At 69.6% G+C, this 25,691-nt stretch carries 35 protein-coding genes and 1 pseudogene; 16 read left to right on the forward strand and 20 right to left on the reverse strand.

The features are described 5' to 3' along the window. Positions 1–95 precede the first annotated feature (95 nt). Complete coding sequence (locus ABD327_RS08835; protein WP_344449743.1) at positions 96–233, forward strand: hypothetical protein; 138 nt, start codon at positions 96–98, stop codon at positions 231–233. Positions 234–317: 84 nt separating this feature from the next. Here ABD327_RS08835 and ABD327_RS08840 read toward each other — a convergent pair whose 3' ends face one another. Continuing rightward, positions 318–683 (reverse strand): SDR family oxidoreductase, encoded by a 366-nt coding sequence (locus tag ABD327_RS08840; RefSeq protein WP_344450108.1) that lies wholly within the window; start codon positions 681–683, stop codon positions 318–320. On the opposite strand from ABD327_RS08840, the gene ABD327_RS08845 reads away from it, so the two are divergent. After that, positions 682–912: a hypothetical protein gene (locus tag ABD327_RS08845; protein ID WP_344449744.1), complete on the forward strand. Its 231-nt coding sequence runs from the start codon at positions 682–684 to the stop codon at positions 910–912. The two genes, ABD327_RS08840 and ABD327_RS08845, sit on opposite strands and share 2 nt — an antisense overlap. A gap of 126 nt (positions 913–1,038) precedes the next feature. Here the strand turns inward: ABD327_RS08845 and ABD327_RS08850 are convergent, their stop codons facing one another. Further along, on the reverse strand, positions 1,039–1,626 hold the full coding sequence (locus tag ABD327_RS08850) for a TetR/AcrR family transcriptional regulator (protein ID WP_344449745.1): 588 nt from the start codon (positions 1,624–1,626) through the stop codon (positions 1,039–1,041). Between the two features lie 89 nt (positions 1,627–1,715). Between ABD327_RS08850 and ABD327_RS08855 the strand changes: the two genes are divergently transcribed. Both ABD327_RS08855 and ABD327_RS08860 read left to right on the forward strand, forming a co-directional pair. After that, on the forward strand, positions 1,716–2,417 hold the full coding sequence (locus tag ABD327_RS08855; protein WP_344449746.1) for an SDR family oxidoreductase: 702 nt from the start codon (positions 1,716–1,718) through the stop codon (positions 2,415–2,417). 583 nt (positions 2,418–3,000) lie between these two features. Continuing rightward, on the forward strand, positions 3,001–3,138 hold the full coding sequence (locus tag ABD327_RS08860) for a hypothetical protein (RefSeq protein ID WP_344449747.1): 138 nt from the start codon (positions 3,001–3,003) through the stop codon (positions 3,136–3,138). Here ABD327_RS08860 and ABD327_RS08865 read toward each other — a convergent pair. Together ABD327_RS08865 and ABD327_RS08870 are read right to left on the reverse strand one after the other, a co-directional pair. Continuing rightward, positions 3,096–3,245 (reverse strand): annotated as a pseudogene (locus ABD327_RS08865) (MerR family transcriptional regulator); the annotation flags it as partial. The gene ABD327_RS08860 and the pseudogene ABD327_RS08865 sit on opposite strands and share 43 nt — an antisense overlap. Positions 3,246–3,268: 23 nt before the next feature. Then, on the reverse strand, positions 3,269–4,210 hold the full coding sequence (locus ABD327_RS08870; RefSeq protein WP_344449748.1) for an alpha/beta fold hydrolase: 942 nt from the start codon (positions 4,208–4,210) through the stop codon (positions 3,269–3,271). A gap of 68 nt (positions 4,211–4,278) precedes the next feature. Here ABD327_RS08870 and ABD327_RS08875 point away from each other — a divergent pair, with 68 nt between their 5' ends. Continuing rightward, complete coding sequence (locus ABD327_RS08875) at positions 4,279–4,935, forward strand: hypothetical protein (protein ID WP_344449749.1); 657 nt, start codon at positions 4,279–4,281, stop codon at positions 4,933–4,935. Positions 4,936–5,115: 180 nt separating this feature from the next. On the opposite strand, the gene ABD327_RS08880 is transcribed toward ABD327_RS08875, so the two are convergent. The 11 genes from ABD327_RS08880 to fdxA all read right to left on the reverse strand — a co-directional run bounded on the left by ABD327_RS08880 (position 5,116) and on the right by fdxA (position 13,427). Beyond that, positions 5,116–6,258 carry an acyl-CoA dehydrogenase family protein gene (locus ABD327_RS08880; protein WP_344450109.1) on the reverse strand — a complete coding sequence of 381 codons (1,143 nt, stop codon included), beginning with the start codon at positions 6,256–6,258 and terminating at the stop codon, positions 5,116–5,118. A 55-nt stretch (positions 6,259–6,313) separates the two neighbouring features. Next, positions 6,314–6,802, reverse strand: coding sequence for a DUF2617 family protein (locus ABD327_RS08885; RefSeq protein ID WP_344449750.1), 489 nt, complete (start codon positions 6,800–6,802; stop codon positions 6,314–6,316). Between the two features lie 55 nt (positions 6,803–6,857). Then, the gene (locus ABD327_RS08890) at positions 6,858–7,748 is read right to left on the reverse strand and encodes a S1C family serine protease (protein ID WP_344450110.1); all 891 of its coding nucleotides are present in this window, start codon (positions 7,746–7,748) and stop codon (positions 6,858–6,860) included. Further along, complete coding sequence (locus tag ABD327_RS08895) at positions 7,748–8,206, reverse strand: T3SS (YopN, CesT) and YbjN peptide-binding chaperone 1 (RefSeq protein WP_344449751.1); 459 nt, start codon at positions 8,204–8,206, stop codon at positions 7,748–7,750. Before ABD327_RS08895 ends, ABD327_RS08890 begins: the two co-directional genes overlap by 1 nt. Before the next feature lie 74 nt (positions 8,207–8,280). Next, a complete protein-coding gene (locus tag ABD327_RS08900; RefSeq protein WP_344449752.1) occupies positions 8,281–9,825 on the reverse strand; it encodes a polyamine aminopropyltransferase in 1,545 nt (514 codons plus the stop codon). After that, a complete protein-coding gene (locus ABD327_RS08905; RefSeq protein WP_344449753.1) occupies positions 9,825–10,274 on the reverse strand; it encodes a DUF350 domain-containing protein in 450 nt (149 codons plus the stop codon). The genes ABD327_RS08900 and ABD327_RS08905 overlap by 1 nt, the downstream gene beginning before the upstream one ends. Beyond that, complete coding sequence (locus ABD327_RS08910; RefSeq protein ID WP_344449754.1) at positions 10,256–11,026, reverse strand: hypothetical protein; 771 nt, start codon at positions 11,024–11,026, stop codon at positions 10,256–10,258. The genes ABD327_RS08905 and ABD327_RS08910 overlap by 19 nt, the downstream gene beginning before the upstream one ends. After that, positions 11,023–11,424, reverse strand: a complete 402-nt coding sequence (locus ABD327_RS08915; RefSeq protein ID WP_344449755.1) for a DUF4247 domain-containing protein — start codon at positions 11,422–11,424, stop codon at positions 11,023–11,025. The genes ABD327_RS08910 and ABD327_RS08915 overlap by 4 nt, the downstream gene beginning before the upstream one ends. Continuing rightward, positions 11,421–11,912, reverse strand: coding sequence for a DUF2617 family protein (locus tag ABD327_RS08920; RefSeq protein ID WP_344449756.1), 492 nt, complete (start codon positions 11,910–11,912; stop codon positions 11,421–11,423). The genes ABD327_RS08915 and ABD327_RS08920 overlap by 4 nt, the downstream gene beginning before the upstream one ends. Positions 11,913–11,953: 41 nt before the next feature. Beyond that, positions 11,954–13,033, reverse strand: coding sequence for a succinyldiaminopimelate transaminase (gene dapC, locus ABD327_RS08925; protein WP_344449757.1), 1,080 nt, complete (start codon positions 13,031–13,033; stop codon positions 11,954–11,956). A gap of 73 nt (positions 13,034–13,106) precedes the next feature. Then, on the reverse strand, positions 13,107–13,427 hold the full coding sequence (fdxA, locus tag ABD327_RS08930) for a ferredoxin (protein WP_344449758.1): 321 nt from the start codon (positions 13,425–13,427) through the stop codon (positions 13,107–13,109). A 112-nt stretch (positions 13,428–13,539) separates the two neighbouring features. On the opposite strand from fdxA, the gene ABD327_RS08935 reads away from it, so the two are divergent. Continuing rightward, positions 13,540–13,785, forward strand: coding sequence for a putative acetyltransferase (locus ABD327_RS08935; RefSeq protein ID WP_344449759.1), 246 nt, complete (start codon positions 13,540–13,542; stop codon positions 13,783–13,785). 6 nt (positions 13,786–13,791) lie between these two features. Here ABD327_RS08935 and ABD327_RS08940 read toward each other — a convergent pair whose 3' ends face one another. Next, positions 13,792–14,670, reverse strand: a complete 879-nt coding sequence (locus tag ABD327_RS08940) for an enoyl-CoA hydratase-related protein (RefSeq protein WP_344449760.1) — start codon at positions 14,668–14,670, stop codon at positions 13,792–13,794. Between the two features lie 138 nt (positions 14,671–14,808). Here ABD327_RS08940 and ABD327_RS08945 point away from each other — a divergent pair, with 138 nt between their 5' ends. After that, positions 14,809–15,612: a class I SAM-dependent methyltransferase gene (locus ABD327_RS08945; protein WP_344449761.1), complete on the forward strand. Its 804-nt coding sequence runs from the start codon at positions 14,809–14,811 to the stop codon at positions 15,610–15,612. Between the two features lie 8 nt (positions 15,613–15,620). Here the strand turns inward: ABD327_RS08945 and ABD327_RS08950 are convergent, their stop codons facing one another. Further along, the gene (locus tag ABD327_RS08950; RefSeq protein ID WP_344449762.1) at positions 15,621–16,139 is read right to left on the reverse strand and encodes a hypothetical protein; all 519 of its coding nucleotides are present in this window, start codon (positions 16,137–16,139) and stop codon (positions 15,621–15,623) included. A 245-nt stretch (positions 16,140–16,384) separates the two neighbouring features. Here ABD327_RS08950 and ABD327_RS08955 point away from each other — a divergent pair, with 245 nt between their 5' ends. The 4 genes from ABD327_RS08955 (at position 16,385) to ABD327_RS08970 (ending at position 19,258) form a co-directional block, all read left to right on the forward strand. Beyond that, the gene (locus ABD327_RS08955) at positions 16,385–17,527 is read left to right on the forward strand and encodes a M48 family metalloprotease (RefSeq protein ID WP_344449763.1); all 1,143 of its coding nucleotides are present in this window, start codon (positions 16,385–16,387) and stop codon (positions 17,525–17,527) included. Positions 17,528–17,626: 99 nt separating this feature from the next. Next, complete coding sequence (locus ABD327_RS08960; RefSeq protein ID WP_344449764.1) at positions 17,627–18,151, forward strand: hypothetical protein; 525 nt, start codon at positions 17,627–17,629, stop codon at positions 18,149–18,151. After that, positions 18,145–18,816: a hypothetical protein gene (locus tag ABD327_RS08965; protein ID WP_344449765.1), complete on the forward strand. Its 672-nt coding sequence runs from the start codon at positions 18,145–18,147 to the stop codon at positions 18,814–18,816. Before ABD327_RS08960 ends, ABD327_RS08965 begins: the two co-directional genes overlap by 7 nt. A gap of 82 nt (positions 18,817–18,898) precedes the next feature. Next, positions 18,899–19,258: an STAS domain-containing protein gene (locus ABD327_RS08970; RefSeq protein WP_344449766.1), complete on the forward strand. Its 360-nt coding sequence runs from the start codon at positions 18,899–18,901 to the stop codon at positions 19,256–19,258. Positions 19,259–19,263: 5 nt separating this feature from the next. Here the strand turns inward: ABD327_RS08970 and ABD327_RS08975 are convergent, their stop codons facing one another. Beyond that, positions 19,264–19,476, reverse strand: coding sequence for a helix-turn-helix domain-containing protein (locus tag ABD327_RS08975; RefSeq protein ID WP_344449767.1), 213 nt, complete (start codon positions 19,474–19,476; stop codon positions 19,264–19,266). A 137-nt stretch (positions 19,477–19,613) separates the two neighbouring features. Between ABD327_RS08975 and ABD327_RS08980 the strand changes: the two genes are divergently transcribed. Beyond that, a complete protein-coding gene (locus tag ABD327_RS08980) occupies positions 19,614–20,570 on the forward strand; it encodes a D-isomer specific 2-hydroxyacid dehydrogenase family protein (RefSeq protein ID WP_344449768.1) in 957 nt (318 codons plus the stop codon). 42 nt (positions 20,571–20,612) lie between these two features. Here the strand turns inward: ABD327_RS08980 and ABD327_RS08985 are convergent, their stop codons facing one another. Both ABD327_RS08985 and ABD327_RS08990 read right to left on the reverse strand, forming a co-directional pair. Then, complete coding sequence (locus tag ABD327_RS08985; protein ID WP_344449769.1) at positions 20,613–20,966, reverse strand: STAS domain-containing protein; 354 nt, start codon at positions 20,964–20,966, stop codon at positions 20,613–20,615. A gap of 67 nt (positions 20,967–21,033) precedes the next feature. After that, positions 21,034–21,576 (reverse strand): hypothetical protein, encoded by a 543-nt coding sequence (locus ABD327_RS08990; RefSeq protein ID WP_344449770.1) that lies wholly within the window; start codon positions 21,574–21,576, stop codon positions 21,034–21,036. Positions 21,577–21,853: 277 nt separating this feature from the next. On the opposite strand from ABD327_RS08990, the gene ABD327_RS08995 reads away from it, so the two are divergent. The 4 genes from ABD327_RS08995 to ABD327_RS09010 are packed head-to-tail and all read left to right on the forward strand — an operon-like array spanning position 21,854 to position 25,670. Next, positions 21,854–22,429, forward strand: a complete 576-nt coding sequence (locus ABD327_RS08995) for a hypothetical protein (protein ID WP_344449771.1) — start codon at positions 21,854–21,856, stop codon at positions 22,427–22,429. Further along, positions 22,423–23,235, forward strand: a complete 813-nt coding sequence (locus ABD327_RS09000; RefSeq protein WP_344449772.1) for a hypothetical protein — start codon at positions 22,423–22,425, stop codon at positions 23,233–23,235. The genes ABD327_RS08995 and ABD327_RS09000 overlap by 7 nt, the downstream gene beginning before the upstream one ends. Positions 23,236–23,250: 15 nt before the next feature. Next, positions 23,251–23,991, forward strand: a complete 741-nt coding sequence (locus ABD327_RS09005) for a hypothetical protein (RefSeq protein WP_344449773.1) — start codon at positions 23,251–23,253, stop codon at positions 23,989–23,991. After that, positions 23,988–25,670, forward strand: coding sequence for a serine/threonine-protein kinase (locus ABD327_RS09010; RefSeq protein WP_344449774.1), 1,683 nt, complete (start codon positions 23,988–23,990; stop codon positions 25,668–25,670). The genes ABD327_RS09005 and ABD327_RS09010 overlap by 4 nt, the downstream gene beginning before the upstream one ends. The last annotated feature ends 21 nt before the right edge of the window (positions 25,671–25,691 follow it).

The following is a 25,691-nucleotide window of genomic DNA, read 5'->3' on the forward strand; positions in this document are numbered from 1 at the left end:
CCCTCGCCGCGGCGCGGCACAGGCGGTTCATCAGGTCCCGCACAATAGGAGCGAAAGCCATTCATTCCGCTCTTGACCCTCGAGAGAAGGGCATGATGTTCGACTCGAGCCTCCCCCAGGCCGCTTTCCTTTTCGCACTGTTCATCGCGGTGCTCGTTCTGGTCGCGGCCTTCTATTCCGACGACACGAACAACCACTACGAAGGCGACAGGCGCTGGAGCCGCCGCTACTGACACGCCCCGAACCCGCCCGCCGGCGCGTCCCTCGCCCGGCACGGGCGCGGGAACACGCGGTGGATCAGGGCCGCCGAGAGCGCGTCAGACCTTGGCCGCGCCCTGGTCGCCGGTGATGGTGCGGGATTCGTCGGAGGCGAGGAAGAGCACGGTGTCGGCGGTGTCCTCGGGCTCGGAGATCGCCGGGTCCGTCAGGACCCGGCCCATGGCGACCCCGTAGGAGGGGTTGTCGGTGAAGACCTTCCGGCCTTCCGCTCTCGTCTCGCCCATCGGGGTGCGAACACCCCACGGGTGGATGGTGTTGACGCGGATGCGAGAGACGCCCGTGAAGTGGTCCGCACGGCGCGCTCCCTGTCCGCGTGAGACAGAAATACCTGGCCGGGGCGGAGCAACACCAGGGTTATCACGGTGAGTGAAATAGGTGTCGCGTGCTGTAAAAATCGCCTTCATGAAACCACGTATCACCGCCGTCACGGCTCTCCTGACGGCCTGCGCGGCCGCGTCGTTCACCCTGGTCGCCGCTCCCGCCCAGGCCGCAGGCTGGGAGTTCTTCGACGACTACTGGACGCACGCCGGCTGCACCGAGGAAGGCCACCACGGCGTCAAGCGCGGAGAGTGGACCGACTTCCAGTGCCGGTCCAGCGCCGTCGACTGGAACCTGTGGGTCCTCCGCCCCTGACCCCGAGAGTCGGAACGCTCCAAAGGAGATGGCCGCTGACGCCGGGCACCGTCCCGGCGTCAGCCCCGAACCCGGCCCGGCCCTGCGGCCTCGGAACGGCGGCGATGCGACGTTCACCGGAGCGGTTCAAAGCCCCGAGGTGCTCAGCAGGGCCTCGGCCGTCCTGACGGCGAGTCCGTCCAGGCTCCGCGCCTGGACGACCGCCCAGCTGCTCGCGCCGTCGAAGGCGATCGTCAGCTGGTGCGCCAGCAGATCGGCGTCGTGTGCTCCGCCGCGCTCCGCCTCCGCGCGGAAGAACGCGGTGAGCAGGCCCTTGTAGCGCCGGGCCACCCGGCTCGCGGGGTGGTCGGGGGACTTCAGCTCCACGGCGGCCGCCACGAACGGGCAGCCGCGGAAGTCCCGATCCGCGGAGGTCTCCTCCAACCGGCGGAAGACGTGCAGGATCCGATCCCGCGGAGAGCCCTCGTGGTCCGCCGGGGGAAGGAGCGCCTCCTGGTAGTGGGGGCCCTGACGTTCGAGGGCGGCCGCCACGACTTCGTCCTTGCTGCCGAACAGCTGGTACATCGAGCGCTTGGACACCCCGGCGGACCGGCACAGCGCCTCGACCCCGATGCCGACGCCCTCCCGGTAGAACAGCTCGGCCGCCGCGTCCAGCAGCCGTTCGCGGGTCGGCTGCGCGGGGGGCGCCTTCCGCGCCGCGGGCCGGTTCGTCATGCCGCCCAGGCTACAGCCCGCGCTCGACTTCGGAAACCGATCGGTTTATGCTCACCGGAAACCGATCGGTTTCCACGTGGAGGTCAGCCATGACAGAGATCAAGAACGCCGTCGCCCTCGTCACCGGCGGCAGCCGCGGCGTCGGCAGGGCACTGGTGGAGGAGCTGTACGCCCGGGGCGCGGCCAAGGTCTACGCCACCGCCCGCGACCCGCGCACCGTGACGCACCCCGACGCCGTCCCCGTGGCGCTGGAGGTGACCGACGCCGCCTCGGTGGCCGCCGCGGCGGAGCAGGCCCCCGACGTCACGGTCCTGGTCAACAACGCGGGCGCGCTGGTCAACGCCTCTTTCCTCGGCTCCCCGCTGGAGGACGTCCGCCGCGAGTTCGAGACCAACTTCTACGGCCCCCTGCGCGTCACCCGGGCCTTCGCGCCGATCATCGAGCGCAACGGAGGAGGCCACATCCTCACCGTCCACTCCGTGCTGTCCTGGCTGGGCCTCGCCGGCAGCTACAGCGCCTCGAAGGCGGCCCTGTGGTCGCAGACGAACTCCCTGCGCCTGGAACTGCTGCCGCACGGCATCACGGTCACCGGCCTGCACATGGGATACGTCGACACCGACATGACGGACGGCGAGGACGTCCCCAAGGCCGACCCCCGCGACATCGCCAAGGCCGCCCTCGACGGCGTCGAGGCGAACGACCACGAGGTCCTGGCCGACGACATCACCCGCTGGGCGAAGGCGGGCCTGTCCGGCGACCTGGCCGCCCTCTACCCGCAGCTCACGCGATAACCGACATGTCGGCGAGCCCTCTTCACCGCCGATCGCCTCTGTCGGGGGCAGCGTCCCGCGGAGGTCTACGCGCTCGAGCCTGGTCCAGCCGGTCCAGCCTCGCTCCTTCAGCAGCTCCATCAGCCGACGGGCCGACGGCACGGTGTCGAAGGCCCGCACGTCCATCAACCTGACCAGCGGCGGATCGATGTCGGTGTCGTCGACGTACTCCTCGCCCTGTTCGTCGGCCAGTCGCGTGATGTAGGCGGCCAGTTCGTCGGCCAGCTCGACCAGCCGCGGATCGTCTGCAGTCTGGTCGAGGGCCCGGCCCAGGGCACGATAGAAGTCGACGAGCCGCGGGTCGGCGAGCTGCTCGCGCTTGCGCGCCGTCCACTCCGCGACCCGCTCGGGCGATTGCGCGGCCAGCAGTATCCAGCCGTCGCGTTCGGACCGGACGATCCGCTCGTCGATCCCGAGCGCCCGCAGGTGGCCGAGGTACCCGACCACCTGCGGCGGCAGCGCCAGACCATCCCCGGCGACGAGCCGGGCGATCCGCTCCCGGTGACGCCGCCGCTGCCGGATCTCGGTCTGCAGACGCTCGTCGATGTCCGCGACCGCCGCGGCGAACTCCTCCTCGCCGGCCCGCAGCAGCTCCCGCACCCGTGCCAGCGGGACTCCGGCCTCGGCGAGGGTCCGGATCCTGATCAGCTCGATCACCGCGCCCGCGTCGTATCTGCGGTAGCCGGAGCGGTCCCGCTCCGGCTCCGGCAGCAGCCCCTTGGCGTGGTAGTGCCGCACCGCACGCACCGTCACCCCGGCGTACGCCGCCAGCTCGCCGATGGTCAGCATCCGACCAGTCTCCTACGAGGAGTTCACGCGGTCGCGCGTCCGACCAGATCTCGTGCACTCCGGATGATCCGGGCGATTTCCGGAGCTCGGGTGAAGACCAGCCGATGATCGGCATCGAGCCGGAACACGGTGACGCCCGGCCGCTCTCGGACGAGCCGCTCGGCACCGGCACGCCAGTTCTGATTGAGCCGCAGCGCATGCCCCTCGGCGCCGTCACCGGCCATCGAGGTCGACACGATCATGCTGATGGGTCGATCGATCTCCCGGTACCGGTCGAGGATCCCGGACCTGACCTCGTCGATCTCGATGTTCAGGTCGAGGATCTCCTGAGCGGTGAGCAGCACCTGACGCGCGGTTCCCCGCTGGGCCTCCTGCCGCATCGCCATGTCCTCCCACATGGCGCGGAGCTCCGGCAGGACGGCCTCGGTGACGAACGGTTCGGGCACCGGGTTCGCCCCGTCGATGAGGACGAGCCAGGCGACGGCGCCGGGATGCTCCGCGGCATAGTGCACCGCCAGGTCCGCGCCCAGCGAGTAGCCCACGAGCACGGGCGCCGCGTCCGGCTCGACGCGGCCCAGCTCCCCCATCACGGCGGCGAGATCGCTGAGGAACGCCTCGAAGGAGTACCGGTCGGCACCCGAGGCGAGCCCGTGGCCGCGCAGATCGAACGTCACCACGTCGTGGTCGCGCCGCAGCAGCCCGGCCAGCTCGTGCAGGTCGGCCTGCGTCGAGTTCAACCCGGGGCACAGGACCATCAGCCGCCCCTGCCCGCCGCGGGACACCGGGATCACGACCCCGTCATGGCGGATCGTGAAGCGCCGCGTCGTCCCGTCGCCTCTCCCGGTCCGCTCCCCATCGCCGCCGTGACCGTCGTACGGCTTGCGCGATCCGGCGGCTTTCGCACTGCTCCTCTTGTCCATGCCGACCATGCTGAGCGGTTGCCCCTGCGTCAGGGTCAACCGCATACCGACAGAGAAGCGGACGTTCTCCTGTTCGGGCGTGGGGGCGCAGGTAAACGCACCATCATGGAACGGTGAGTGACGGACAGATACAGCTGGTGATCGACCTTCCCGACCATGGTGCGGGCGAGCTGGGGCAGTTCGCGCAGGGCGTGCTGAACGAGTGCCGGGAAGCCGGGCCAGCGGAGGAGGCCCGGCTGTTCCTCGGGTTGAACACCATGCCGGATCCGCCGGCCCCGTTCCCCGGGTACATCCGGTTCTCAGCGGTGCCGGGGGCGTGGGCGGCGTGCGGCGGGAACCTGACGACGTTCCTGGAGGCGGCGGCCTGGTCGCTGCGGTCCCAGCCCCCGCCGCCCGGCTCGGCGTTCAGCCCCGATCACCACAGGATCCAGGCGCTGCTGCGACAGGACTCCATCGCCATGTCCTACCCGGCCTACCTGGTCCTGCCGGGCGAGGATCCCGCGGGCAGGGCGATCCTCGACAACCTCGCCGAGGGCTACCTGCTGCCCGAGGACCTCGAACTGTCCCCGGGCGCCCGACCGGCCGAACCGGTGTGGGCCCTCGACCGCGCGGGCACCCGCCTGGTCCTGTCACAGCCTCCCGGCACGGCCGACGGCACTCCGCTCGTGCTCAGGGCCGACGACGCCCTCGGCAAGGGAGCCGTCATCTTCGACCTCCTCGCCGACATCCTCGACGCCCAGTACACCTGGATCCGCAAGGTCTTCGGCTGACCTCCCGACCTGACCGATTCAAAAGAGCCGGGATCGTGGTCGGGACGCCGTCCACTTCGGTAGAAGGCGAACTCCCGTGTCGAACGCCGCCGATGGCTCTGCCGACCGCCTTCTGGAAGGCGGTCGGCAGATGCGAGTCACAAGGAGGCGCCGGGCATCCGCTCCATGCCCGGGTCGGCGTCAGCGGAACAGGCTGCGGCCGATGATCTCCTTCATGATCTCGGTGGTGCCGCCGAAGATCGTCTGGATGCGGACGTCCTGGTAGGCCTTGGCGATCGGGTACTCGGTCATGTAGCCGTAGCCGCCGAAGAGCTGGACGCACTCGTCGACGATCTTCTTGCACATCTCGGTGTTGCGCCACTTGAGCATGGCCGCGTCTTCCGGGGTCAGGCTGTGGGTGGTGTCGGCCAGGATGCACTGGTCGGTGAAGGCGCGGGCGAAGGTCAGCTCGGTCTTCATCTCGGCGAGCTTGAAGCGGGTGTTCTGGAAGGCGCCGATGGGCTTGCCGAAGGCCGTGCGGGTCTTGCAGTACTCGAGGGTCTGCTCGAAGGCGGTCTCGGCGCCGGCCAGGGCGGTGGCGCCGATGGACAGGCGCTCGCGGGCCAGGTTCTGCATCAGGTAGATGAGGCCCATGCCCTCTTCACCCAGCAGGTTCGTCGCCGGGACGCGGACGTTGTCGAAGAACAGCTCGGCGGTGTCCTGGGCGTGCATGCCGACCTTCTCCAGGTTGCGGCCGCGCTCGAAGCCGGGCATGCCGCGCTCGACGACCAGGAGGGAGACGCCGCGGGAGCCGGCCGACGGGTCGGTCTTCGCGACGACGATCACCAGGTCGGAGAGGATGCCGTTGGAGATGAAGGTCTTGGAGCCGTTCAGGACGTAGTGGTCGCCGTCCTTGAGGGCGGTGGTCTTGATGCCCTGCAGGTCGGAGCCGGCGGCGGGCTCGGTCATCGCGATCGCGGTGATGATCTCGCCGGAGCAGTAGCCGGGGAACCAGCGGGCCTTCTGCTCGTCGTTGGCGAGCTGGCGCAGGTAGCCGCCGTTGATGTCGTTGTGGACGGCGAAACCGGGGCCGTGCACGCCGGCGCGGGCCAGCTCCTCGTTGAAGATCACGTAGTAGCGGTAGTCGTCGTCACCGCCGCCTCCGTACTCCTCCGGGATGTCGATGCCGAGCAGCCCGGCGCGGCCGGCCGCCAGCCACACGTCGCGGGAGACGATGCCGTCCTTCTCCCACTGCTCGTGAAAAGGCGTGATCTCCTTCTCGATGAAGGATTTCACCATGTCGCGGAACGCCTCGTGTTCCTCGTTGAAGATCTCGCGCGCCACGGGCCACTCTCCCAGGTAAGTACTCACTGACAGCGCCAGGTTAGCACCCGCTTTGTCAGCCGATCAGCATCCGGGTCCGGGTACTGACTATCTGCCTTGTCCGGGGGAAGGTGTGCCAGGTCCGCCACTCCAGACCCCGCTTGACCTGCCGGACCAGCACCCCGCCCAGCTCGTCCGGCTGGAGGGGGAAGACCGCGCCCAGGGCGTCGTCCCGGCCGGTCAGGTAGTTCCGCAGGAAGGCCACCGCGCGGTTGAAGTCGGCGTAGTCGCGCTTGTAGATGTCGGCGGTGAAGCCGTACGACCAGCCACCGACCTCACGGTGCAACTTGTAGGGCAGCGGCCCCTCGAGCCCGTACATCTCGGCCACGGTCTCGATCAGCGAGCCCGCCACCACCTGGTGGCCGGTGCTCAGCAGCCGTGCCTCCACCGCGATCCCCGCCACCGTCCAGGCGCGGGAGGCCAGCGCCTCCTGCGCCGGGAGGTCCAAGGTGAACGCCAGGCCGTCGGCCTGGACGTCGACCGCGGGGCGTGCCAGCTCCAGCATAGGAACCTTCCAAAATCTCCGATTTCCCCGGATTGTATGCCGAACCCGCTCCGGTTCAGTCGTCCAGTTCCGAGGGGATCACCCGCACGTTGTGAAGCCGCCCGTCGCGGTGCACGGCGAGCGTCAGGGCCCTGCCGACGCGGTCCCCGCCGAGCTGGTCGTACAGCGCCGCCCGGCCGTCGATCTCCACCCCGTCGACGGCCAGCAGCGCGTCCCCGACCCGCAGGTCGTGGTCGGCGTCGCGTCCGATCCTGGTGACGACCTGGCGCTTGACGGTCCGCCCCTCGATCTCCACATGGCGTTCGGCGATCGCGATGCCCAGCGAGGCCCGGCCGACCCTCCCGCGCGCGATCAGCTCGGCGGCGACCACCCGGACCGTCCCGGCCGGGACCGCGAAGCCGATGCCCGCGCCGTCCGTCCGGATCGCGGTGTTCACCCCGAGGACCCGGCCCCGCACGTCGACCAGCGGCCCGCCGGAGTTGCCGGGATTGATCGCGCAGTCGGTCTGCAGCACCCGCTCCAGCGACCGGGCGGCGCCCCGGGTGGGCAGCGAGCGGGCCAGCCCGCTGATGATCCCCAGCGAGACGGACTCGGGGTACAGGCCCAGCGGCGAGCCCAGCGCCAGGCACAGCTCGCCCAGCCTGGCGTGCTCCGGCCGCAGCTCCAGGTGCTCGGGAGTGTCCCCCTCGAGCTCCAGCACGGCCAGGTCGGTGAGCCGGTCGAACCCGACGACCTTCGCGGCCCTCGGCGGCAGCCCCGGCAGCTCGGCGATGATCTCCTCGCCGTCCTCGATCACGTGCTGGTTGGTCACCACGTGCCGGTTCTCGTCGAACACGAAGCCCGACCCGTACCCGGTCCGCTGCCCGCTGGTGACGGTCAGCGCCACCACGCTCGGCAGGACCCTTCCCGCCAGGGACGCGAGCTCGTCGCTGAACTCCGCGAGCATCACACCACCACCGTGTCCTCGTCGTCGGCGTCCTCGCCCTCGAAGGACTTCTCGCCGCTGAAGTGCTCCTGGAGCTCGTCGTCGAACCGGTCGGCCAGCGAGCCGATCGCGTCCGCCGCGTAGGAGAGGTTCTCGACGGTGACCGTGTCGGCGAGCAGCTCGGTGCTCATGACGACGTCGCCGTCCGCGTAGTAGACGCGCGCCTGCAGGATGCGGGAGTTGATGTCGTTCAGCGCCTTCAGCAGGGCCCGCCCGCCCGCCGCGTTGCGCAGGACGATCGACCACACGCGCACCAGCGCCGGGTTCTCCCCGCGGTCGACCACGTCGATGTAGTAGACGGCGCTGCCGCGCCGCACCGGGATCGAGCCGTCGTCGTCGACGTGCAGGGGGCCTTCGCCGCCCAGCATCTCCAACACGATCTTCTCCACATAGGCCCTGACCATCGCTATGGGAGCCACTCCGCACCACCTCTCAGTAGACCGATCGGAAAGTGATCATTCTTCCCAAACCAGTCGCTTCAGGGAGGCGAAACTCAGAACTCACTCCACTCGGCGTCCTCGTACCCGACGATCACCGGCTTGACCAGCGTGTTCTCCTCGACGTCCGGCCGGCGCAGATCCCGGGCGAACACCGTCGACGCCCGGAGCACGCTCTCGTCCAGGAAGCGGGTCGCGGGGGCGCCGGACGGCATGGCCGGCGCGGGCCCGCCGGGGGAGGCCAGCACGAACCCCCAGTCGCCGAAGCTCGGCACGTCCACGTGGTACGGCGCCGTCTTCAGCCCCGCCGCGCGGATGCTCTTCTCGACGCACCAGAACGAGCGGGGCGCGAAGAACGGCGACCCCGCCTGGACGACCATGCGCCCGCCCGGCGCGAGGAGCCGCCCGGCGAGCCCGTAGAACTCGACGGAGTACAGCTTGGCGGTCGCGACCTCGTCCGGGTCGGGGAAGTCGACGATCACCGCGTCGTAGGGGGACCGCTCCCCCCTGGCCCAGACGAAGGCGTCCCGGTTGACGACCTCCACCCTCGGATCGTCGAAGGCGCGGGCGTTCAGGGAGGCCAGCGGCGGATAGGTCCGCGCGATCGCGACCATCGCCGGATCGAGTTCGACCAGCGTGACCTCGCGGACGTCCGGGTACTTCAGGACCTCCCGCAGCGCCAGCCCGTCCCCGCCGCCGAGGATCAGCACGCGGGCCCGCTGCCCCGCCAGCGCCGGGTGCACCAGCGACTCGTGGTAGCGGTACTCGTCCACCGAGGAGAACTGGAGGTCTCCGTTCAGGAAGAGCCGCATGTCCTCGCGTCCCGACAGCGACACCTTCTGCGTCAGCACGATCTCCTGGTAGGCAGTGCGGGTGGAGAACGCGATCGGGTCCTTGTAGAGCGCCTGCCTCGCCGTCGCCTCGAAGCGGCCGGCCAGCCCGTATACGCCCGCCAGGACGACGAGCACGCCCGTCATCACACCCCACAGGGCGATCTTCGTCATCCGGCGCATGTCGGCTCGGAACACCCACAACACGACCGCGATGCCCGCGACCGCGTTCACCGTCCCGACGACCAGGGCCCCTTTGATCTGCCCGAACACCGGCAGCAGCAGGAAGGGGAACGCCAGGCCGCCGACGAGAGCCCCGATGTAGTCGGCCGCGAACAGGTCCGCGACGGCGCTCCCCGCCTCCTGCCTGCGGATCCGCTGGAGCAGCGTCATCAGCAGCGGGATCTCCGCCCCGATCAGCGCGCCCAGCACGAACGCCGCGCACACCAGCGCCGGAACGTACAGGTCGAGCCAGGCGAACGCCGCGTACAGCAGCAGCACCGACAGTCCGCCGAGCAGCGCCAGCACCGCCTCGATCAGCGCGAACGCCACCAGAGCCCGGGACTGCAGCGGTTTGGCCGCCAGCGACCCCACGCCCATCGCGCAGACCATCACCGACAGGACGATCGACGCCTGGGTGACCGAGTTCCCGACGAGGTAGCCGCCGAGGGCCACCAGCGCCAGCTCGTAGACCAGCCCGCAGGCCGCGCACACGAAGACGGCGGCCAGCACCATCACCCGCGCGGCACGCGGGGGAAGTGCGAGCCGCATCAGGAGACGGCGGCGGACACGATGGCCGCGGTGGCCAGGTCCGTGGCGGCCACGACCCAGCAGGAGGCGTGCGGGCTGGAGCCGCCCGACAGCAGGACCTCGCCCAGCCTCCCGGGCGTGATCCAGTCCAGGATGAAGAAGGCGACGACGCTCAGCGCCAGGCCGATCAGCGCGAACACCGCCGTCCCCAGCAGCCCCTCGGCCAGGTCGTCCGAGCTGGTGGCGATGGCGGTCGTGACGATGGCCCCGACGCCCAGCAGCTTGGCGGCCAGCACGACCGCGCCGCCCCGCCCGTCCTCGGTCCAGATCACGTGGCCGAGCCGCCCCGGCGTCAGCAGGTCCACGACGAGGAAGCCCAGGGCCAGCAGCCCGACGCCGAGCACCCCGTAGGCCGCGGTCGCCAGGACCTCTTCGAGCAGGCCGTCGTACATCACGGGTCCCTCCTCCACTTCCGTTCCTTGACGGCGCCCCTGATGATCCACAGGAGGCCGAGGGCGATCAGCAGGACGCCGAGGCCGGTCATGAACCACCAGCCGGCCCCGCGGGGCGAGGACAACTCGTCGTTGGTGGAGGCGGTGGGATCGGGTTCCCGCCCCTGGGCGGGGGACGCCTGCGCCAGGCCCGCCTCCGCGGCGAGCAGCGGCAGCGAGCCGATCGCGTCGGCCAGCTCGGCGACGGCCCGGTCGCCCATCTCCGAGGGCTCGACCACGCTGTAGGCGGCCAGATCCGCGGGCGCGAGCTCCGCCCTGGGGTAGCTGTCCTCGATGGAGTGGCCGACCGAGCTCCACTCTTTGAAGATGTAGGAGTAGTCGGCCCTCAGCACGATCCAGTTCGGGCACCGCGCCGGGTCCAGCCGGGGATCGGCGCCGACGCCGAGGTTGGAGCCGATCTGGAGCGGCGCGGCGGTGCCGGACTCGACCTCCCAGCCGTAGCAGATCCCGTCCCGCCGCGACGCCTCCGCCAGCCGCTCCGCCAGCCGCGCCGTCTCGGCCGGGCCCAGCGCGACGGCGGTGACGTCGTCCGACAGGTCGGGGTCGAAGACGCCCTCGTCCCACATCCCCCAGCCGATCGGCAGGGCGATGGGCAGGGCGAAGACGGCGACGACGATCAGGCAGCCGATCCAGCCGCCGCCGTCCTTCTTCTTCCGGTTCTTTCCGCCGGGCCCGCCTCCGGGCTCCCCGCCCGGTTTCGCCGTGCTCATTTGCCGTCCCCCGGTCCGCCGCCGCGGAACAGGGAGGCCCGCCCGTCCGGCCCGCCCCAGCGCCCGTTCACGTACCTGTGCCAGCGCGCGTAGCCGCGCTCGGGCGTGTCCACGTAGATCAGGCTGCCCCCCGCCGCCGGAAGGACCGCGACGACCGCCCCCGGATAGCGCAGGAAAACCCCGGCCGGGTCGTAGGCCCGGTCGAGCGGCTGGGACCGCCGGATGATCTGGTCGGCGGTCCGGAGCGGCGGCTGCCCCGACTGGTAGCCGCCCCCGCTCGCGGGGAACCGCCCGGCGATCCAGTCCCTGGGCGACTTCGCGCCGCCCGTCAGGGTCACCAGCAGGACGATCGCGCCGATCAGCGTGAGGATGCCCCCGCCGATCACGGCCTTCTTCATGGCCTCACCATCCGGGTGGTCGTCTCCACGAGCTCCCCCGTCTCCGGATAGGTGTGCCAGGTCCGCCAGGCCGCGCCGCGGGGAAGGGGGTCCAGCACGATCCCGGTCAGCGCGCCGGGCGCCCCGGGGAACACTCCGCTCAGCGCGTCCGGACGGTCGAGGAGCCGTTCGACGCGGGCGAGTTCGGCGGAGAAGTCGGCGGGGCGGCGCGTGCGCGCCGTGAACGCGTACGCCCATCCGTCCAGGAGGCGCTCCACCGCGCACGGCAGCTCGCCCGCCCGTCCCGGCAGGCACGCGACCGTCTCGGTGACGGGCCCGGCGACCACCTGATGGGACGCTCCGAGCAGCCGCAGCTGCACGTCCAGTCCGGCGACGGCGAGATCGCGGACCGCCAGCGCCTCGAGGCGCGGCTCATCCAGCGCGAAGGCGAGCGCGCCGGCGCTCGTGTCGCGGTAGGGCACGTCCAGCGCACTGAGCACTCGAACCATCCGCTGTTCCGGGGGGAGAACAACCGGATGTTATCGATCTTTCAGGTCAGGCGGGAGACCGCTTCGGCGACGCGTTCGTCGGTGGCGGTGATCGCGACGCGGACGTGGCGGGAGCCGGCGGGGCCGTAGAACTCGCCGGGGGCCACGAGGATGCCGAGGGACGCCAGGTGGGAGACCGTGTCCCAGCAGGGCTCGTCGCGGGTGGACCACAGGTAGAGGGAGGCCTCGGAGTGGTCCACGCGGAAGCCGTGCGACTCCAGGGCGGCCTTCAGGACGGCGCGGCGGGCCCGGTAGCACTCGACCTGCTCGGCGGCGTGGGCGTCGTCGTCGTAGACGGCTGCCATCGCGGCCTGCACGGGGGCGGGCATGATCATGCCGGCGTGCTTGCGCAGCTCCAGCAGGTTCTTCACCAGCGCCGGGTCGCCCGTCACGAAACCGGCGCGGTAGCCGGCGAGGTTGGAGCGCTTGGACAGCGAGTGGATCGCCAACAGGCCCTCGTGGGAGCCGCCGCAGATGTCGGGGTGCAGGATCGAGACGGGCTCGGGGCCCTCCCAGTACAGCTCGATGTAGCACTCGTCGCTGACGACCGTCACGCCGCGCTCCCGCGCCCAGGAGACGACCTTGCGCAGGTGTTCGGGCGGCAGGACCTTGCCGGTCGGGTTCGACGGGGAGTTGAGCCAGACCAGCTTCGGCCGGGCCGGGCCGAGCTTGAGCAGGCCGTCGGTCGCCACGCCGGTCGCCCTCGCGAGGCGGGCGCCCACGTCGTAGGTCGGGTAGGCGAGTTCGGGGAAGACGACGGTGTCGCCGGGGCCCGCGCCCAGGAGCAGGGGCAGCCAGGCGACGAGTTCCTTGGTGCCGATCGCGGGCAGGACCGCGGCCGGATCCGCCAGGACGCCCAGGCGGCGCTCCAGCCAGCGCGCGACGGACTCGCGCAGCGCGGGCGTCCCCCACGTCTGCGGGTAGCCCGGCGCGTCGGACGCCTCGGCCAGCGCCTTGCGCGCCACCTCGGGGGTCGGGTCGACGGGAGTGCCGACGGACAGGTCCACGAGTCCCCCGGGGTGGGCCGAGGCCGTCTTCTTGTACGGCTCCAGGCGGTCCCACGGGAAGTCGGGCAGTTCCATCGGTCTTCCTCCTCCTGACATGCCTCTCGGCCGTGACCCGAGGAAGGTCACGGCCGAGAAGGGGATACGACTGTTACTCGCCCTGCGGGGGGAGCGCAGCAGTGATCGGGTGGTCCCGCTCGATCTTGCCGACCTTGGAGGCGCCGCCGGGCGAACCCAGCTCCTCAAAGAACTCGACGTTGACCTTGTAGAAGTCCTTCCACTGGTCCGGAAGGTCATCCTCGTAGTAGATCGCCTCCACAGGGCACACGGGCTCGCACGCACCACAGTCGACGCACTCGTCCGGGTGGATGTAGAGCTGACGCTGCCCCTCGTAGATGCAGTCGACAGGGCACTCCTCGATGCACGCCTTGTCGAGAACGTCCACGCAAGGCTGCGCGATGACGTAGGTCACGCCGTACTCCTCTCAGAACTTCCCGGCCCCGCCGTCAGCCACGGCTCACCGTAAGCTTGTGAGCAATAGTATTGCGGTCGCCGGGTCTTCATATCGACGTGGGGGTGCCCACTTGCCATCCCAATTCGCCGCGCGTCTGGTCGTCACGGTCTCACCAGCCGATATGGGCAGGCGGGTCTCGCTGCGCCGACGGCTGCAGACGGGAGAGTACTCCGATGTGGTCGGCGTTCTCGAATCCTGGGCCGACGGGATCCTGACCGTGCGGCGGCGCGACGGCGAGATCGTCGAGATCCCCGAGGGGATCGTCGTGGCGGGCAAGGTCGTCCCGCCCGCCCCGCCCCGCCGCCGGAGCTCCTGAGCTCCCTCAGTCCTCCAGGCGCCGGGGGAAGTCCGGCACGACGTCCGGCAGGTCCTTCGAGACCGACATCGGGAAGACCGGCGGGCGCTTGGCCAGGAACGACTCGATACCCTCGGCCACGTCGGGCGCGGCGCCCAGCACGGTCATCAGCCGGGAGTCGTTGGCGTGCGCCTGCCACGGCGTCTCGGCCGACAGGCCCGCGTACATGAGGCGCCGGATCGCCGCGACCGCGACCGCCGAGGTGTTGTCGGCGACCTCGCGCGCCAGCGCGTAGGCGGCGGGCAGCAGTTCCTCGTGCGGCACCACCTTGGAGACCAGCCGGCCCTCGAGCGCCTCGGACGCGGGGAAGACACGGCCGGTCATCGCCCACTCCATCGCCTGGGAGATCCCCACGACGCGCGGCAGGTACCAGGAGGAGGCCGCCTCGGTGACGATGCCGCGGCGGGCGAAGACGAACCCGAACCTGGCCTTCTCCGAGGCGATCCGCACGTCCATCGGCAGGGTCATGGTCGCGCCGACGCCGACGGCCGCGCCGTTGATCGCGCCGATGACGGGCTTGAGGCAGCGGGCGGTGCGCAGCACGACGGTGCCGCCGCCGTCGCGGGGCGTGCCGTCCGCGAGCAGGTCGTCCCCGCCGAACATCTCCGGGGCCTTGTCGTAGTCGAAGGTCCCCGCGCCGGCCGAGAGGTCCGCTCCCGCGCAGAACGCCCGGCCCGCGCCGGTGACGACCACGACCCGCACCGCGTCGTCGGCGTCGATCCGGTCGAACGCGTCGAGCGTCTCCAGCCGCATCCGGTTGGTGTAGGCGTTCAGCTGCTCGGGCCGGTTCAGCGTGATCGTGGCGATGCCGTCCTCGACCTGGTAGCCGATCTCCTGGTACTCCATGGTCCACTCTCTTCCGGCTCGACGTCGGGGCGAGTCTAAAAGATCGTCGCCCTCGCATTCCGAGAGCCCCCGGGACCGCCGGTTCCGGCACTCGGATCCCGCTCCCCACGTGGACTTTCGTCAGCTATCTTCACTTCTATGAACTGGTCCGTGGCGACGTACGACTCCGCCTTCGGATACGTCTCCGCGCAGGGTGAGCCGCTGATCGACCTGCTGGACCCCCAGCCCGGCGAGAAGGTCATCGACCTCGGCTGCGGCGCGGGCCTGCTCACCGCCGAACTGCACGCGCGCGGCGCGCGCCCGCTGGGCATCGACGGCAGCCCGCACCTCATCGCCCAGGCCACCTCCCAGTTCCCCGAGCTGTCCTTCGCCGTCGGCGACGCCCACGACTTCACCGTCTCCGACGCCTACGACGCGGTGATCTCCATGTCGGCGCTGCACTGGATGACCCGCGACCCCGACGCGGTGATCGCGCACGTGTACTCGGCGCTGCGGCCCGGCGGGCGGTTCGTCGCCGAGATGGGCGGGGCCGGCAACTGCGCCGAGCTGATCGCCGCGATGCAGACGGCCTGGCGGGAGTTCGGGCTGACCGAGCCGGAACTGCCGTGGTTCTTCCCCACCCCGGCCGGTTACGCCACCCGGCTGGAGGAGGCGGGCTTCACCGTCCGCCTGCTGGAGTACTTCGACCGCCCCACCCGGATGACGGAGGGTCCCGACGGCGCCGCGGACTGGGTGCGGGTGTTCGCCGCCGAGCCGCTGCGGGACGTGCCGCCGCCGCTCGTCCAGCCGCTGCTGGAGCGGGTGAACGAGCTGGCCGCCCCGGCGCTGCGGCGGGAGTCCGGCTGGGTCGCCGACTACGTCCGGCTGCGGTTCGCCGCCGTCCGCAAGGCCGACAGCACCCCGCCGCCCGGCTTCGAGGCCTTCCCTCTCGGCCCCTTCTGAGCCCCTTTCTAACGCGTGCCGATCGCCGCGGGCAGCTCCAGCGCCAGGATCTGGTCGAGCTGCAGGACGGTCTCCAGGCGCGAGCCCGGCTCGACGTCCTCGTCGTCGACCAGCCTGTCCAGGACGGCCAGGGCGCGCGGGACGTCCAGGTCGTCGCAGAGCGCCTCCAGCGTCTCCTCGGCGTAGGCGGCGTGGATCGGACGGGAGGGGCCGGTGGCCCAGTCCGCCATCCGGTCGCGCCAGCGCGCCAGGTCGGCCGCGGCGCCGCTGACCGCTTCCGGCCCGATGCTCGCCTCCTCCCGGTAGCGGTGCCGCAGCAGGGCGAGCCGGAACGCCGCCGGTTCGGCATCCTCATGACCGGCCGATGTCCAAGCCGCCACGCCGACGGAAGTCCCGGAGGTGAGGTTTCCCACACTCAGAGCCCCCGGAAGGGGTTCTCCGGCGTCCAGCCGGGCGATGCTCAACCACCCGTGATCGGCCGCGTGAGCTGCGGTGGTGAGGACGCGGCGGCGCAGCCTGAGACCCACGCGGCGGATCATGTCCGCGGTGAGACAGACACGCAGGTCATCCGGCTGATGGACATAGAGTCTCAAGGGCCCGGGCCGGACTCCGACGACCTGTCCGGTCCGGGTCTCCATAAGGCGCAACATGCCTCCACCCTAGGCACTCCGCCTCAGACGCTCCGCGCCCTCCGCCGGTTCGCGTGAGTCTCGCCACGAACGCTGATCACCTGGTCATTTCGTCTTAACCGGTTGGTAGCCTCCGGCATCTGATGATGAAGACAGCACCCGGCTTCGACACGGCACCGGCCGCCATGCCGATCACCGCCGAGAGCCAGCCGGACCTGTGGCTGCTGGCCACGGACACGGCGGCCCGGCTCGGTGTGCCCGCTCCCGCCGAGATCGACCTGTACCCGGTGCCGGAGGTCGTCGCCCTGCCCGGCAGGCTGCTGCTGGGGCTCCCCTACGTCCTGGACCTGCCCGCCGACGAACTGGCGGCGGTCATCGCCCACGAACTGGTGCACCTGCACGCGGCCTCGCCGCTGGTGCCCGCCGGAGGGGCCGGCTCCGACGACGCCGCGGACGCGCTCGTCGCGCAGGTCGTCTCGCCCGAGTCGGTCGCCGCCGCGCTCGTGCACGCGTCCTACCTCTCCCTGACCTTCGAGCGGTTCGTCCTGCAGTACGTCGGGCCGCTGGCCGCCTCCGGCTGGTACCCGGTGGACTTCTGGCCGGCCTGGCGCTGGCGGCTCGGCCAGGAGCGCGAGAGGTTCGAGCTCCCCGAACTCGCCGGCCGGGTCACCGCCCTGCTCGGCACGCCCCGCGTCCCGCCCATGGCCCCCGGCGTGCGGCCGGTGCCGCTGCGGCCCCTGCCCGTCGAGGCGGAGGCCGGCTTCGCCAAGCTGCTGGCCGAACGGCTCGGCAGCGCCGCGCCCGGGCCCGTCACCCCTCCCCCGCTGCCGCCCGCGCCCTGCCCCACGTCCGCCAGGTTCGGCAAGCGGGCGCAGATCGGTCCCGAGCCCGCGGGGCTGCGCGCGGTGACCTTCGACGCGGTCGACACCGCGGTGTGGGAGGAGGCCGCCACCCAGTGCGCGGTCCGGGTCCGCGAGGTCGTCGCCGAACTGCTCGGCCATCCGGTGGTGCTCGCCCGGGACGTGCTCGAACTCGTCCGGCGCGGGCGGGCGACGGAGATCCTGAGGATGTGCGGAGGGCAGTCGCCCGAGCTGTTCCCCGTCAGCCGGATCCTGGTGCCGCTGGTCAGCGACACGCTGCGCCGCCGCGGGTACCAGACCGAGCACGTGCTGCGCCAGCATGTGCTGGTCGGCCCGGGCTTCGACCGGATCGACCTGGACGAGCTGATCGACCCGCTGGAACGCGGGGCCGAACCGGACCGGCGGCTGCTCGACCTGCTGAGCTGACAGGTCTTCCAGGGCTCTTCTTCCAGGGGTGCTTCGGCCGAAACCCAAGACTTGGTCGAATCCCCTTGGCGAAACCCGGGGCGTCCTTAGGCTCCGGCCATGCGCCCCCTCCTGGCCTCCTGTGTCCTGATCGTCCCGCTCGCCGCCTGCTCCACCCACGCCTCCAGCGCCTACACGCCCTCGGGGACGGCCCCGCCCGCGCCTCCCCCACACCGCGCCTCCGATCCACCCCCCGACACCGTCCTGGACGCCTACCGGGAGTTCCACCGGGTCCTGGAGGACTCGCTGGGCACCAGCACCGCCTCCCGGATACCGGAGGTGGCGGCCGAGCCCTTCGCCTCCCGGCTCACCGGCCTGATCGAGGAGCAGCGCCGCCGGTCGGTGGTGCGGCGCACCCATCTGGCGCTCAACCCGCGGCTCGCGTGGATCAGGGAGCGGACGGCGCTGGTGCTGGACTGCGTCAGCTCCTCCGGCCTGGCGACCTTCGACGCCGCGAGCGGACGGCGGCTCCGGCCCCTCCCGGTGTCCGAGCAGACCCTGGTCGAGACCCGGCTCAGGCTGGAGGACTCCTGGTTGGGGCGGCACTGGAAGGTCTCCCGGATCAGCGAGGTGCGGGAATGCTGACCTCCCTGCTCCTCGGATCGCTGCTGTTCGAGCCGCTCGAACCCCGGCCGGTGGACCCCCGGTGCGAGGTCGCCGCCACCGTCACGTGCCTCCAGACGCTCTCCGGCGGGCGTCCGGCGCGGTCGCTTTACCCGCGGCGGGCCGCGCCCTATGTGATGGTCCGCTGCCCGGAGGAGTCGCGGTTCTGCATCACGACGCTGATCGCGGTGCCGAAGGTGAGCACGTCGGAGGTCGCACGGATGGCGCAGGCACGGCTGGAGATGCCGCTTCCGGTGCCGCGCACCCGGCCGTCTCCCACGAGTTACGTCGGGCTGCGGACCTTCCTGTGGCTGGAGCCCGACCTGTGGCGGGCCTACCGGGCCACGGCCGAGGCGGCGGGGCAGCGGATCGTGCTGACCGGACGTCCGCTGCGGGTCCGCTGGGACCTGGGGGACGGGCAGGAGGTCTGCGTGGGCTCCAGCGGCCCGGAGGGCCCCTGCTCGCACGTGTGGACGCGCTCCTCCCCCGAGCCGTACACCGTCACCGCGACCGTCGAGTACGAGGTGTCCTGGGAGTGCGAGGGCGACTGCGACGCCCCCGCCGGGACGCTGCCCCTCCTGGAGGCGTCCGGACACACCCGGGTGCTCGTCCGGGAGATCCAGACCAGCGTGCATGGCTCGGGGTAAGGATCGGTAAATTTCGCCCGGCCCTCTTGGCAACCACCCGTAGGCGAGTGACTCTGAATAGTCACGGGGGAAGGGGGCTTCCATGGACTATGCGGCGGAAGTAGCCGATTATGGGCATTACGTGCTGATCAACGTCCACGGGGAGCTGGACGTGGTCTCCGAGCCCAGGTTCCGCGAGGCGCTGCTGGAGTCCATCGGCTTCGGCGACCGCGCCCTGGTCGTCAACCTGCGGAACGTGCGCTTCTGCGCGGCGGCGGGTCTCAACAGCATCGTCACCACGCAGAAGATGACCCGGGGGCTCGGCCCTGGGGTGGCGGTGGCCGGCGCCATCCCCCGGGTGCGGAAGGCCTTCGAGATCACCCGTCTGGATCAGGTGATCCCTCTGTACGACACCGTTCCGGAAGCCGTACGGGCCCTGCTGAACTCAGTCGATTCGGCCTGAACGCCTCAGGACACCTTGGCTCGGCGGGCTCCGCCTCGGCCGCGCAGCGCGACTCCGTGGTCGACCAGAAGCCGGTGCACCGCACCGTACGAGCGCCCCGTGTCGGCCGCGAGCTGCCTGATGCTGCGGCCCGACTGATAAGCCTCGGCCAGTTCCTTCGCCAGCTGCTCACGCCGAGCGCCGGTCAGACGTTCACCCTTCTTCACCGCTTCGGTCATCTGACGCCTCCTCATTTGGTGAATCGCTCGTATAGATCACAGTAACTCGCGAAGATCGCAGATTCTATGGCTATGGGCGAGTCATCCGTCACTGACCGAAATCATGACCTTAACGGGATGGTGGCAAACTGCCGGGTATGACAGTCAGAATCGCGATCGCCCCCGAAGCGGCGATCGAAGGGGTGGGACGCCCCACCGACGTGTCCCTCGGACCCCTGCGGGAGCGGGTGGCGCGGGCCGTCGAGCGGGGAGGCGGCGAGGTCGTCCCCCTGGCGGAGGCCGAAGGCCTGGTGTGGCTCCTCCCCGGCGGCCCCCAGCCGCTCATGGAAGTCCTGGACGCGCACTCGCACCTGCGCTGGGTGCAACTCCCCTGGGCCGGGGTCGAGCACTTCACCCAGGTCTTCTCCTACCCGCAGGCCTTCACCTGCGCCAAGGGCTCCTACGCCAAACAGGTCAGCGAACACGCCCTCATGCTGGCCCTGGCCTGCCTGCGCGACCTCGTCCGGCACGCGCGCGCCCCGCACTGGAACCCGATCGACCCGCGCTCCCTCGGCGGCCTGAACGTCACCGTCCTCGGCGGCGGGGGGATCGCGACGGAACTCGTCCGGCTGCTCCAGCCGTTCGGCTGCCACGTGCGGGTGCTGCGGCGCAGCACCACCCCGCTGGAAGGCGCCGACGAGACCCTGCCGATCTCGGAACTGCACGCCGTCCTGCCGTCCACGGACGTGCTCGTCGTGGCGCTGGCGCTGACCCCCGAGACCCGGCACATCGTGGGGGCGCCGGAATTCGCGCTGCTGCCGCCCGGAGCCGTCCTGGTGAACGTGGCACGAGGCCCGCACGTCGACACCGAAGCGCTGCTCAAGGCCCTGGACACCGGACAGCTCACCGCGGCGGGACTGGACGTGACGGACCCCGAGCCGCTCCCCGATGGGCACCCCCTCTGGGACCACGACCAGGTGCTGATCACCTCGCACTGCGCCGACTCGTCCGAGTACGTGGCGACGATGCTGTGCGAGCGGGTTGCGGAGAACGTCCGGCTGTTCGCCGCCGGCCGGCCCCTCACCGGGCTCGTCGACCCGGCCGCCGGCTACTGACCCCTCGGCCCGGCTCCGCGCGCGGAGCCGGGCCCCGCCTCGTCACACGGCGGCGACGGCCTCACCGACCGTGCCGTGCAGCCTCAGCGCCTGGTCCAGCCCGGTCGTGCGCAGCACCTGGGTGATGCTCGTGTTCGCCTCGGCCAGCGCGAAGGAACCCTCGTGGTAGCGCAGCCTCTGCCAGATCCCCACCAGCACCGCCAGGCCCGTGCTGTCGAGGAAGGACACCCCCGACAGGTCCACTACGAGCCTGCGCATTCCGCCTTCGAGGAGTTCCAGCAGGAAGTCGCGCAGCGCCGGCGCGGTGAACACGTCCACCTCGCCGCCGGGACTCACCACGGTGACCTCCCCTTCGACCCGGTGCCGCAGCCGCAACCGCTCCTCGGCTCCCACCATCGTTCACCTCCACGCCTTCAGGGGTGTGACCACCGTCTGGTAAGTCCGTCCTTGCAGCCCCACCGTCTCACGTACCCGGCTGGTACGGCAGAGGGGGAGCCTGCGGACCCTCCGCGGGAGGCTGCGGGCCCTGCGCGGGCACCTGCCCCTGCGCGGGCGTCGAGAACGGCAGCTGCGGATACGGCACGGGCGGCGGCTTGGGCATCGCCCGCCAGCGCGACGGCGGCACCGAAGCGACCAGCAGAGCGGCCCCCAGCACCAGGAACATGCCCGTGCCCTCCATCGTCAGGAGACCGAAACCCAGGGTCTCCGGCATCGCGTCCAGCGCGTAACGGGAGATCACGAACGGATCGATCATCCAGACCACGCCGTAGGCGAGCAGCGCCAGTCCCGGAAGCAGGGAGGCCAGCGGCGAGAGCCGGGACCCGCAGACCACTCCCAGGAGAGCCCCCGCCGCCACCACCGCGACGACCCCGGCCGGCGAGGCGCTCGCCATCTCCCGGTAGCTCCGGGACACCTCCATGATGCCGTAGCACAACGACAGCACCAGGGCCGGCAGCACCAGCACCCCGACCACGAGCCCTATGACATGCCGAGCAGCGTTGTTCATGTCGTCCTCTCCTCCCGATCGCAGAGAGTCTCCACCACTCTTCTCCACCCGACAACGTTTCAGGGACGCCGAGGGACGTTCCTGACAAACAATCACGGTCGTCATGCATACCCGTAGAAGGGATGCCCAAAATTTCAACTTCCCGCCGCGCGTCCCCCCACCTGGAGTTTCCGGTGAAACGTCGATAACTCTTGCGATACAGGGGTTACAAGGGATCTGACGTCTCTGTAGGCTCCGGTCGTGCAATATCCCGCGAAGCCGGATTGAGCAGACCGCCATGAACAAAGCCAGGTACGGCCTCACCGCTGCAACCCTGCTGCTCACCACGCTCTCCGGCTGCGCCTCGCCCTCCTCCGAGAGCGGTTCCTTCGCCCCCTCGGACGCCCCCACCGCCCCCCAGAGCGGCCCCGCCTCCACCGCGCCCCCCGCGCCGCCGCCGTCCATGTCCAAGATCCAGGCGGACGAGAACGTCCTGGACCGGTACCGCGCCTACCAACGGGCATACGAGAAGGCCTACGCCACAGGCGATCCCGAGCCTCTGGCCGAAGTCGCGACGGACCCGCTCCTCAGCATCATCACCAAGGACGTCAACGCCACCTTCAAGGACCGCAAGGGCGTCATCTGGCGCTTCCGCAACGCCCTGAACCCCAAGGTCCACTCACGTTCCAAGGATCTCTCCTCGATCCTCGTCGTAGATTGCGTGCGCACCCTCGGCGCCTACAAGTTCTCCGCCAAGACCGGAAAACGCATCAGCGGCACCAATAAGAGCAGCACGTACGCCTACCAAGCCCGTTTCCAATACGACGGCACCACCTGGAAGGTCGCCGAAGCGCGAAAGGGAAAGCGATGCTGACCCCCCTCAGAGCAACCTCCGCCCGCTCCGCCCTCCTCACACTGGCTCTGGTCGCCGGGTCCTTCGCCGCCTTCTCCGCTCCCGCCCATGCGGGTCCTTGCGAGGTGGCAGGCACCCTCGGCTGCGGTGCCGAGGGGCAAGCTCCCGGTAACCCGGGAGGTCCCGGCGGCCCGAACAACGACAACGGGCCGGGCGACGGCGGCGGTAACAACAACGGCCCCGGCGACGGCCCCAGCCAGGTGGACAACGGAGGACTCGAAGACGAGGTTCCGGACCCGCCCGCGCCGGCGGTGCCCAACACCGAGGACACCGTCGCCCAGGCTCGCGACCAGATCGAATTCCCTGTCCCCACCATCGAGGTCGCACCCGAGCCGAAGACATATGTCCGGGTGAAGACGTCCTTCTGGATTCCGGAAGATCAGACCGAAGACCTCGTCGTTTCGGCCTCTGTGGGGGCTGCAGAGGGAGTCTTGCCCCAGACCATCACCGCGACAGCAGAATTCCTGGGCATCGACTGGAATTTCGTCGAGGGCAAGAAGTTCTGCGATGCCCCCATCCGGATCAACGGTGAAGGCGAGGGCAATGAGTGCGACTACTACTTCAAGACGTCCTCGGCCTACCACGGCATGGAGGCCTTCACGATCGAGGCCTTTCCTGTCTGGAAGATCTCCTGGACCTGCGCGGGCACGTGCCCTGGTAATGAAGGCGTAGGAGAGCCTGTGATTCTCGAAGATGAATACTTGTCGCCCGCCGGAGAGCTCGAACTGGTAGTCGACGAGATTCAGACAGAAGCAAACGACAACTGAGCCGAGGGGCGGAACTTGCTCATCTCCGGTTATCGGACTTCGCTGGCGGCGTTGATACTTCTGGCAGCGGCCCTGACCGGGTGCAGCGACGGGAAAAAGACGCCTTCGCCATCGGCGAAGGCGTCGAGCGAGACCACGACCGCAACCGCGACGCCTGAGCCCACCTACGCGGCCGAAAAGGCGAAAAGCGCTCTCTTCGATGTGAAGGATCTGGGGAAGAAGTGGACCGAAGAAGGTCTTCCGGATGCCTTCAAAGAGGGGAAGGTACGTGGCTGCTCGGACTCGAAGATCGCTCTCGTGGGCTCACCCCGGGTATGGGCGCAGAAGTTCGGCGCACCCAGATTCCGATTCGAGGGGGTCAATTACGCCCAACTGGTTTCCGTCCATTTGACCGCGGATCAGGCCACAGCCTCCATGGACCGGATACGCGAGGCCCTCGCCAAGTGCCCTGCCAGCAAGAAAATTCCCCAGAAGAAACTTCCCGACGACAGGTTCGCCTACCAGCACGACGACACGTGGAAGATGACCGAAGGGGATGTCCTGGGCTGGCGGCACGTTAGAGGATTCGAGAAGAGTGTTTATCCTCCGTCGCTGAGCAGGATCAACGTATTCTACTATTCCATAGACTACGCGCAGCGCGGGAACATCGTCTTCAGCTCGATTTACTGGCAGCGAGTGAAGCCGAAGGACTCTGGCGATCCGATCGCAGAAAAGGCCACAGAGATCTTGACGGAGCAGTTGCAGCGATTCGGGTGAGCGCAGCCGAACTGCTTCCCCGGTACACCGAGCTGCGAGAACTGGGGCAGGGAGCGCAGGGACGCGTAGTGTTGGCTCGGCACACCGGGTCGTCGGAATTGGTGGCCATCAAGCTACTTGCGGCAGGACTGCTGCATGACGAGCGGCAAGTGAATGCTCTCCGCCGAGAGGCGGAGCTCCTGTCGAAAGTGCGTGACCCGCATGTGGCCCAGGTACGGGAGTACCTGCATCACGGAGGCCAAGCGGCGATCGTGATGGAGGCCGTCGACGGGGTGTCCCTGCAGAAGATCCTCGAGCAGCACGGAAAGCTGACGGCTGAAGCCTCGCTGGCCATACTAAAAGGGTCGTTGCTGGGACTTGACGCAGCCCACCGAATAGGAATTGTGCACCGAGATTACAAGCCTGCGAATGTGATGGTGCAGGAGAACGGCCAGAGCAAGCTCATCGACTTCGGAGTCGCTGCGCTGTCAGGCGAACGTTCACTGAGCGGGACTCCCTCGTACATGGCTCCAGAGCAGTGGAGACGCGAGGGTTCCACTACCGCCACCGATGTATATGCGGCTACCTGTGTGTTCTACGAGTGCGTGACGGGATACCGGCCGTTTCAAGCAGAAACCTTGATGGAGATGGCAACACAGCATCTCCGAGCATCCGTGCCGTTGGAGAGGCTCCCAGAAGAGCTGCGCGAACTGGTTACCGCCGGCATGGCCAAAGAAGCAGCGCACCGCCCCCCGAGAGCATTGGCTTTCGTAGAGAAGCTGGAACAGGTTGCCGGCGAGGCTTACGGACCTGACTGGGAGTCGCGAGGGCTGGCTGCGCTGGCCGCCGGAGCAGCAGCCTTCGCCGCTCTGTTCCCGCTGGCTCTGCTCACCTCGGGTTCGGGAACAGCACAGGTAGGAACAAGCGTCGCTACGACGGTCCTGAATGATGGAATTGGAAAAAGTAACTGGCTGGCGAAGGTCGGAGGAGGGAAGGCCGCCGCATCGGGGGCAGGTGTCGTTGCCGTCGGCGCCCTCTGCTGGTTGATCATGAGCGGCCCTGATACGGGCGGCACTTCGACCACTTCCTACGAACAGTGGTTCGACAATGCCGCTCTGGTGACGGGGAACGAAAGCATCCCGCATGGCAGTAAAGCTGGCCCTGGAACACGCTATCGTTTGTCGGCGACCCCCGCGAAAGCCGTGCACGGAACCCGGGTCACCTTGCAAGTCCGCTACGAAGCACGCGCGGTCTGGGGCATGGAATACCTATCCGAGAACGACTACAGATGCCACGGGCCCAACAGCAACAAGGCCGATGCCTATCACCGGTCCTATTTTGTTGGAACGAACGCAGGCGACCAGTTCAAGAAGGCGGACAACGAAGTCTGGCTCTATCCGGCCTCGCAGACGTTGCCCGGCCTTTCTGCTGTCGCCGCTGTCTCGAGAATCCCAGCGAAACTCACTCTGGACGAACAAGAGCAGACATACCGCACCTCAGAGTGTGCCTGGATCTTCCCCATCGAAGGAACCTTCACCTTCAAAGTCCCTGAAAGCGTCAAACCGGGCGACTATTTGCTCTCCGCCTTCAACCCACCCGGCTTGATCGACTCGGCCAAGCTCGGCTCCACTTCGATCTCACTGCAGGAAGCCGGCCTGCGCACCGAGGGCCGTCTGCCTCGCTTCACCGTGCTGGGCTGACCCGCTGGTTCTCCGCTCCAG

It is taken from the genome of Actinocorallia aurantiaca (genome assembly GCF_039533685.1).
GTDB classification, from domain to species: Bacteria; Actinomycetota; Actinomycetes; order Streptosporangiales; family Streptosporangiaceae; genus Actinocorallia; species Actinocorallia aurantiaca.